The organism is Prosthecobacter sp. Pr1 (genome assembly GCF_057652315.1).
On the sequence record NZ_JBYFBS010000034.1, the window covers coordinates 18,459 to 27,030 of the forward strand.

At 57.0% G+C, this 8,572-nt stretch carries 8 protein-coding genes and 1 pseudogene; 6 read left to right on the forward strand and 3 right to left on the reverse strand.

Annotated elements, in window-relative coordinates:
* Window positions 1-266 precede the first annotated feature (266 nt).
* A complete protein-coding gene (locus tag AC24GY_RS28695) occupies window positions 267-1,034 on the forward strand; it encodes a hypothetical protein (RefSeq protein WP_487690129.1) in 768 nt (255 codons plus the stop codon).
* Between the two features lie 408 nt (window positions 1,035-1,442).
* Here the strand turns inward: AC24GY_RS28695 and AC24GY_RS28700 are convergent, their stop codons facing one another.
* Window positions 1,443-2,300 carry a permease prefix domain 1-containing protein gene (locus AC24GY_RS28700; RefSeq protein WP_487690131.1) on the reverse strand — a complete coding sequence of 286 codons (858 nt, stop codon included), beginning with the start codon at window positions 2,298-2,300 and terminating at the stop codon, window positions 1,443-1,445.
* Window positions 2,293-2,628, reverse strand: a complete 336-nt coding sequence (locus AC24GY_RS28705) for a PadR family transcriptional regulator (RefSeq protein ID WP_487690133.1) — start codon at window positions 2,626-2,628, stop codon at window positions 2,293-2,295. Before AC24GY_RS28705 ends, AC24GY_RS28700 begins: the two co-directional genes overlap by 8 nt.
* Before the next feature lie 350 nt (window positions 2,629-2,978).
* Between AC24GY_RS28705 and AC24GY_RS28710 the strand changes: the two genes are divergently transcribed.
* Together AC24GY_RS28710 and AC24GY_RS28715 are read left to right on the forward strand one after the other, a co-directional pair.
* Entirely contained in the window at window positions 2,979-4,406 is a 1,428-nt protein-coding gene (locus AC24GY_RS28710; RefSeq protein WP_487690136.1) for a DUF1552 domain-containing protein, read from the forward strand.
* Between the two features lie 634 nt (window positions 4,407-5,040).
* Window positions 5,041-5,910, forward strand: coding sequence for a hypothetical protein (locus AC24GY_RS28715; RefSeq protein WP_487690139.1), 870 nt, complete (start codon window positions 5,041-5,043; stop codon window positions 5,908-5,910).
* Between the two features lie 470 nt (window positions 5,911-6,380).
* Here AC24GY_RS28715 and AC24GY_RS28720 read toward each other — a convergent pair whose 3' ends face one another.
* Complete coding sequence (locus AC24GY_RS28720) at window positions 6,381-6,617, reverse strand: hypothetical protein (protein ID WP_487690142.1); 237 nt, start codon at window positions 6,615-6,617, stop codon at window positions 6,381-6,383.
* A gap of 115 nt (window positions 6,618-6,732) precedes the next feature.
* Here AC24GY_RS28720 and AC24GY_RS28725 point away from each other — a divergent pair, with 115 nt between their 5' ends.
* The 3 genes and pseudogenes from AC24GY_RS28725 to AC24GY_RS28735 form a co-directional block, all read left to right on the forward strand.
* Entirely contained in the window at window positions 6,733-7,407 is a 675-nt protein-coding gene (locus tag AC24GY_RS28725) for a hypothetical protein (protein ID WP_487690145.1), read from the forward strand.
* Complete coding sequence (locus AC24GY_RS28730) at window positions 7,404-8,336, forward strand: hypothetical protein (RefSeq protein ID WP_487690147.1); 933 nt, start codon at window positions 7,404-7,406, stop codon at window positions 8,334-8,336. Before AC24GY_RS28725 ends, AC24GY_RS28730 begins: the two co-directional genes overlap by 4 nt.
* A gap of 53 nt (window positions 8,337-8,389) precedes the next feature.
* Window positions 8,390-8,572: pseudogene (locus tag AC24GY_RS28735) on the forward strand (ABC transporter ATP-binding protein); the annotation flags it as partial.

The following is an 8,572-nucleotide window of genomic DNA, read 5'->3' on the forward strand; positions in this document are numbered from 1 at the left end:
AGAAACTAAACAAAAGAAGCAGATCATGGCATACTTTCCGGCTCACCGCGCTCGCCGCACCCGGTTGCAAGCCGCTCCAGCGTCAGCCCCCAGGCGCTCATCACAAATCTCCACGCCGCCTTTATTAGCAGCTAAGCATTCTCTTCAATTTCCTGCCCCGTGCAAAAGCCGGACACGCCACCCCGCAGTCCATTTCTCAGTGGGTGCGGCAGAAAAGTCTTCCCTCTCGATCCCGGGTCTCTATAAATGCAGGCAACGCATCGCTTATGAACACTCAAAAATTCAGCGCCCTGGTCCTCATCGGCTTCTTAAGCCTCGTCACCTGCGCATCCACTCTCGCCGCAGAGCCCGCGCAGATCAGCATGCTCAGAAAATCCTGGGAGCAGGCCCGCGCCCGTGCCGCACAGCCCATCGATGAAAGCTACCTGCGCGAATTGCAGAAGCTGCTCGACACCTTCACCAAGGCCGGTCAGTTGGAAGACGCCATGGCAGTCAAAAACGAAAGCCAGAGCGTGGTCGAAGACGCCGCCGCAGCGGCTTCAGCCACCGCCTCCGCCGCCACCTCTGCCAAACAACCCGCCAAGCTCGCCACCCTCCGCAAGACCTGGGTCCAGTCGCGCGACAAAGCCCTGCAGCCAAGCGACGCCGTCTATGTCCGCGAACTGCAGAAACTGCAGGACACCTACGCCAAGGCCGGAAAGCTCGAAGACGCCCTCGCCGCCAAGACCGAACTCGAAAAACTCGGCGGCAATTCCGAAGCACCCTCCCGCCAGACCCGGTCCTTCGTCGGGAAAAAATGGGCCACCTCCAGCGGCAGTCATTTCACCTTCAAGGCAGACGGCACCGGCACCCAGGCCAATGCCTCCGGCAAAGAATGGCCCCTCAAGTGGACCCAGGGCACGGATGACCTGCTCACCGTCGATGGCTGGAGCGACGACAAACCATCGACCCTGTATTTCCGCTTCCCCAAAAGCCGCGAAGGCCTCTTCGGCTCCTCCACCGACAAGCTCGACAAACAAGTCTCCGTGAAGTGACCCCGCCCAGGCTCCCTTCAGCAGGCCGTTAAGAAACCGCGCCCCCGCAGCCCTTCAAAATGGGGTCAGGATGCAAAAAATCAAAAAAATACGATCCGCCTAAAAGCAGCCCCTTCGAATGACCACACAACCACCCCTCCTCGCCTATTTTGGGCCGGACTTAGGCTTTCTATTCCTGTTCCCAGCCATCTGGATCCTCATCGTCATTTCCTCCGTCCTGCTCGTCACAGGTTGTCCCTCAAAGACTCCAGCGTTTGAACGACATCATGACAGGTTTTCATAGGGCGACTTTATGATTTGGGAGGGCGGACGGAGATGAAAAGACACTTTCAGGATGCTTCATGAGCCTAGGATGAGTGCGGATCGAATCATGGCTCAAAGCCTCAGTTCAACGTCGATCCTCCCTCATCACGACACCACGCCCCGCCGCACTCGCAGCCACCCCGCCGGGGCCAGCCCCACCAGGATGAGCAAAGCATTCACCGCCAGTATCAGCAGAATGGGCCTGAGTGATAAAAACGCAGAGCCATGCGCCTGAGCTCCCAGGACGAAAAGCACCGGGCCATACACTGCCGCTACAATGATGCCGCTGCCCGCAAGACTCGCCACAAACAGGCTGCGAACGCTTGGCCGCCAGTACCGCTGCACCGCTAGAAAGCCAGCCTGCCACAGCAGCACGCACAGCCCGCTGATCTCCGTGGGATGCCAGCCCCACAGGCGGCCCCATCGCTGCTGCGAATATCCCATGCCGAAAATCATTCCCAGCAACGTGAGCCCGCAGGCCCATGCCGTGAAAACACGCACCACCCGCGTGAGGGCCTCCGCGCGGCGCGTCGAAAAATCCGCAAAGCTCCGCTGAATCACAAAGCAAATCCCCAGCACCCACAGCAGCACCTCCACCACGCGACTTAGCGCCAGCGTGAAGACATGCGCACCCAGCCAGGCATCCCAAGGACGCTGCTGAAAGAAGAGCACCATCTCAGCCAGTATCGACAACGCCAACACTCCCGCCAACGCCCTCACGATCCTCACGGGCAGCCACGTGGCAGGGCTTAATTTTTGAAACTCCGCCGACACCTCACCCACCGGCCCCAGCTGCTCCATCGCCCGCTGCACAGCCTCCGGCTCAGGAATACCAGATTCCACCAGCGCGTGAACCGTCTCACGCAGATGGCTCTCCAGTTCGTCCAGCGTGTCCGGCCCCAGGCCGCGCGTGCGCGAGATGTCTTTGCGCCATTCGGCGATGGATCGATCGAGGTTATGCATGGCGGGGGCTCCAGAGTTGGTTGAGTACGCTGTTCACAAGGGTCCACTGTTCCTGCTGCTTCCGCAGGGCCTGTTTCCCTTCGGATTTCAAATGGTAGTACTTCCGTTTCCGCCCCGTCGGCGAGTCCACCCACTTGCTGCGCACCAGCTCGTGGTCCTCCAGCCAGTGCAGCACCGGGTACAGCATGCCGTCCGTCCATTCGATCTCCCCGCCGGAAAGCTCTTTCACCCGCTGGATGATCGCATACCCATAGCTGTCCCCCTCCGCGAGAATCGACAGCACAAGCGGCACCGAAGAGGCCGCCGTAAGTTCTTTCTGAAGCTTCATAGCACAACCATGCATTGCAGTGCAATGTATGGCAACCTGATTTTTTCGCGGCTCTTCCGGAGAGGGCTCGTCCCGATCCCTCCACACCTCCGCCGCACCGCGCCACTCCCCCCGCGCACCTCGTGAGCGATGCCGCTTTCCCTCACGCACCCTGCTAGAAACCACCCCATCACGCAGTATCATACAGTGCAACGACTCACCCCCAGCAGCCCCGCTCCGGCCAATTTAAAATTTTCAGTTCTCAGTTCTCAATTTTCAGTTCTTCCATCCTTCATCACCCAGCGGTCGCGCCATGATCGAGGACGAGCAGGAGAACGATAACGAGGACGCCCCCCCACCTTCCGTCCCCCATGCCAAAAAGCCCCCTCATCTCCCGCCGCACCTGCCTGCGTGGCCTCGGCACCACCCTCGCGCTCCCCTTGCTCGAAGTCATGGGCTGGGCAGACACCGCCAAAAAAGGCGCGGCAGCAGCCACTGCCGCCGCAGCGCGCCCGCCCGTCCGCCTAGGCTTCATGTACATGCCCCACGGCGTCATCATGGATCAGTTCTGGCCCGCCACGCCCGAGAGCTACCTCACCACCCCGCCGCCCGCATTGGAGTCCCTGCGCGGCGTGCTTGATCAGTGCCTCCTCATGAAAGGCATCGGCGGGATACCCATCGCCCCCTTCAATGGCGCGCCCCACGCCCTGGAGCTCTCCACCTGGCTCACCGCCCAGCTTCCCGACTCCCGCCAGCGCAACCGCATCAACATCGCCATCTCCGCCGATCAGATCGCCGCGAATTACGTCGGCGCGCTCACCGCCCTCCCGTCGCTCGAGCTCGCCACCATGCCGCAGACGCACAAGGAAAATCAGGAAGGGCTCAACGAAGGCTACTACTCCCACTGCAGCTTCCGCTCCGCCACCCAGGCCGTCCCCGCCGAGATCAATCCCCGCAACGTCCTCAATCGCCTCTTCAATCAAAGCAACACCCCCGGCACACAGAGCGCCGCATCCACTGCCGCCACCGCCCAGGCCCAGGCCCAGGCGCTTGATCGCTCCATGCTCGATCTCGTCATCACCGGCGCACGCGACTTGAGAAAACAACTCCCGCAGGACGACCAGCAAAAGCTCGATGAATACCTCGACAGCGTCCGCGCCGTCGAGCGCCGCATCGCCGCCATCGAGTTCCGCCAGAAGGAAGCCGCCCTCGAAAAAGCCGGCCTCGCCCCCAGCCGCCACCGCGCCACCGACACCCCGCCCATCGAAATCAAAATCCCCGTCGGCGACAAGCGCAGCGAATACATGCAGGTCATGTGTGATCTCAACGTCCTCGCCTTCCAGACAGACACCACCCGCGTGAGCACCTACATCGGCTCCACGCCCAACGGCGTCTCCTACCCCGAACTCGGTTTCAAAGACGAGCACCACTCCCAGACGCACCACAACAACCAGCCCGACAAAGTAGGCAAAGTCGCCGCCATCACCGCCTTCAACATCGCCCAGTTTGCCTACATGATCAAAAGGATGCACAGCATCCGCGAAGCCGACGGCACCCTCCTCGACAACTGCCTCATGCTCTGGGGCTCCGGCCTCGAAGACGGCAACAAACACTCCCGCGAAAACCTCCCCTTCATCCTCGCCGGAAAAGCCGGCGGCACCGTCAAAACCGGCCGCTTCTTAAACACCACCCAAGGCAATCAAGGCGACCTCCTCACCACCATGCTCTCCTGCGCCGGCGTCCCCCTGGACAGACCCATCGGCATCGCGACGAAGCAGATCAGCGAGATGAAGGCGTAAGGGAAGGCAGAGTTTCAAGTTCAAGATTTCATGGTTGAAGTGGGGCAGGGCAGGCGCTCTCCGCTCCTCATGTAGTATTTCGAGGCTTCGCCCCCGTACGAGAGGTGGGCTGTCGGCCCATCATGCTTGGCGTACATTCCTCTCCGGTCCTTGCCCGCATCCAGGCCGCCATGATCTTCCAGCAACGGATACGGAGCCTGATTGAATGCAGAGATTGGAAAAACAATGCAACTAAGTGAAAAACTAAGAAAAATAGCTAATTATGCGATAAGGGAGCAGAAAAATGCTTGCATGCATAAACACTTTGGTACTAGTTAATAGTTGTCGGCGCTATCAATGTAACTGCTAATCCGGCTGTTGATTTATGTGGGGTCACATAATCGATGCTGAAGTCTCGATAGAGGGGCCGCAAACCTTAATCATTTTCAAACCCAAATTGCCTCCAATGCATGCCAGCACATTTATTGAGAACGTGGTTAGTGATGCTTCTAACCTCGGACATTTGTCCGGCACAGGACATCCCTTTGCATCCAGAGATGAAAGCTAATCAAGCGCCTGGGTTCTCCTGAGATCAAGAAGCCGCTCCAAAGCATATTAACTGCTCGTCACTCAAGCGAGATACATTTCATCTAACATGCATCAGCTAACCATTGCACGGCCCAAGAACAATCAATGGGGGAATTACATCACACAACAAATTATTAACTCGGGTAAATACCAGGTTAATTTTGAGGAGTTTCCATCGTTTCACGGGTTGGGGCGGCGAAGAGGAAGCTTGAAACCCATGAAGCTGAACGGCAACATGGTGTTCATTGATGACTGGGATTTTGCCAACCCAACATCACAGCTCAATGAAAATTTTTTCGATCAAAATCCATTTTATCGAGACATCAAATTGATATTAAAGATACAATACAGCCAGATCGACAAGCCTGCATATCCGGCCATTCCGATTGAGCCGTTTTTGATCTTCCCGCGTTCTACGTTCAGGCTTGGCGTTTTTGACTGGATGCCCGGAGGAGATTTTATCGCGGCGTTTTCAGGCAAGCCATGGAGAAACAGGCGTGGTTGGATAAACGAAATGCAAACAATGAGTTCGTTTCACTTGGTTGTAGGAAACCCCAATCCATCGGTGCAGGAGCCGTATTACGAAACGCTCAAGAGATGCACCTGGGGGCTGATTTTAAAAGGCAAAGGCAATGGAGGGAAGAATCGCCGGGAAGCGGAATACCTCTCTTGTGGCATGCCCATTGCCCTCAACTACAAGCCGGAATATCCGTTCCCTTTTGAGCCTGGCATTGACTATGTCTATCTCGAAAAGCCCTCCGACTTGCACAATCTTTATAACATCGACCCGGTTCCCTACAGCATACGGTCTCGATATAACTACGAAAAATATTTCTCGCCGCAAGGCATAGTCGATACCTTTGCAAGACTAACCAGCAAGCATTTGAAGATAGAGCATGGTGATAACATGCCGGTTCAATCGGATGGTCGGATTTAGCACTTTTCCTGCCTCGTTACTTTTGCCGTATATCCAATAATTTCCAACTCTTCCAAAACCATGTCCTCTGAGAATACTGATTTAATGTCTGACGGCTATTCGGACGGTAATTCCGATGGCTATTCCGACGGACTGTCTGATGGTTTTTCAGATGGCTTGTCCGACGGGTATTCAGATGGACTGCAGTCAGACGGTTATTCGGACGGCCAGTCCGACGGGTTCTCTGATGGACCGTCTGACGGCTACTCGGATGGATTGTCCGATGGACAGCAATCCGACGGGTACTCGGACGGGCAGTCTGATGGACCGTCGGACGGATATTCAGATGGATATTCCGACGGATATTCGGATGGCTATTCGGATGGACCGTCCGATGGCTATTCATCGGCCTCGGACGGTTATTCCTCAGAGTCCAGTCAGAGCCTGCTTTCCTCGGAAAGTTCGCAGAGCCCGCGCAGCAGTGAGTCTTCTCAGAGCAGCTTGAGCTCAAAGTCCTCGGAGTCGAGTTCCAGCAGCGCCTCGTCCTCAAGCTCAAGCAGTTCGTCGTCCTCAAGCTCCAGCAGCTCGTCCTCGTCGAGCTCCAGCAGTTCGTCGTCCTCCTCAAGTTCCAGCAGTTCGTCCTCGTCCTCAAGTTCCAGCAGCTCCTCATCGTCGTCGAGTTCCAGCAGCTTGTCTTCGTTGAGTTCGAACAGCAGTGAGGAGGTCACGCTGGAGATCGAAGGGCCTGACAGAACGCAGGAGGGCCTGCCATCCGACACTTTTAAAGCCAAACTGACCCCGTCAACCGCGCAAGCCACAGACTGGAAGTGGAGTTTTGAGCCTGTGCCTGGAGCCGGTAATAATCCGGATGTTCCTTTTACCAGCACGGATCAGCAAACGACCTCGGTCTCCAAGGCGCATTGGTTTGCGCTGCCGGATGACAAGTTCGCCGCACCTCCCGAATGCACCTACAAGATCGTTTGCGAAGCGACGGTCAAAGGCAAAAAAGTCAAAGGAACCAAGCAATGGACCGTATGGATTAATCCAAGCGGCGGGCTGACCGAACCGCCCAAGCTGACGGGAGATGTTACGGTTGCATCCGGGCAGCGGCAAGTTTTTGGCGGGAAGCCCGGACAAATGGAGACCTATTGGTATGTCAAAGACATTGGCAGCCTTGCCCGAACTCCGGCAGCCGTATCCCTTCGTCCGCCTGCGACATCTCAGTTTTACGACAAGATCATGGCGCATGAGAATCGGCACGTCTGGCAGTGGAATCAAGGACCTTGGTCCACTTACTGGAGTCCGACCACCTTCTTCAACAGGGTGAAAAACATCACCTCCAACATCAAGGTGGGAGCCGAACAAGAAGTGAAAAACCAGGTCAATCAGCAGCGTCGGATTTATGAGCAGGAGCAGGTCAGAAATGCGAAGAGCACATCGCCCCAGCGTGAAACGGACGCCCACAATGTATCTGACAAGATTGCTCCCAATTACAGACTTTTTCCAGGACACCAATGAAGACCCGCATCCTCACCACTTACTTAGCCTTTCTTATCGCCATGCCTTACTCCTCTTCATCTTCGTCATCCTCTGCCGCAGAGCCTTCCGTCCCGCCGCCGGTTGAGTTTCTGGATCCCTCGGAAACATTCCAGAGCCCTCCGCCCACCAAGCTCGCCCTGGGGGAGCTGCTGGCGGAGGCAGACTTCGTCGCGGTGGTGTATTCCATCGATTCCTTCAGCATCCCGGACTGCAATGGGGAGGTGCTGCGGCTCAAGCGGCTGTGTGCCAAACGGGCAGACTGGAGCAAGCCTGGAATGCTTGCCCCCAATGTTTTGCGCAATGCCGAGGGGGATGATTTTCTGCTCGCGGTGACGCGGAAGTATTCCGACATCTTCACTCATGGAGAGAATTTTGACAATGACGCCTACGATGTGCCGATCATCAGAATCGGCGTTCCTTATCTGTATTTTGGCAAGGTGCGGCCGGTCACGTTTGATCAGGCCGAGGCGCTGAAAACCAACGGATCTGCAAGCGCGGCGGATGGAGATCGCTCCATCCCCCTGGCCTTTTCAAACATCACCCCGCAAACTCCCGTTCGGGCCGTGCAGGGGCTCCGTGGCATATGCCCGCTCTACTCCCTGGCCAAGGTGGTTGAAATGGAGAATGAGGCTGGCAACAGCGAAAATCCAGAGCAAGACCTGCGCGCCTACGACTTCAAGTACCTCATCCAGACCTACACCAATCCTGATGCCACACCCCTGGTCAAAGGAGTGAACCGCCTGATCGAGGCCCTGGCCAAAGAAAAGCCGCAGGCAAGGCAGTCTCTGGGCGCGCTGACTGAGGATGAGGATCCCGTGACAGCCGCTGCTGCAAAGTATCTCCTGGCGCTGGAAAAGCTCCCGAAGTTTCAGACCCACCTGCCCGTGCCCCTGCCTGCTGGCAACTAGCCGGCTCGCAACTGCGAAGACTCAAAACATCCAACTTTACCACGCTGCAAACCATGTCCTCTGAGAACTCTGATCCAATGTCTGACGGCTATTCGGACGGCCAGTCCGATGGGTATTCAGACGGCCAGTCCGATGGCTACTCGGACGGGCAGTCCGACGGGTTCTCCGATGGACAGTCGGACGGCTATTCGGATGGATTGTCCGATGGACAGCAGTCCGACGGGTACTCGGACGGG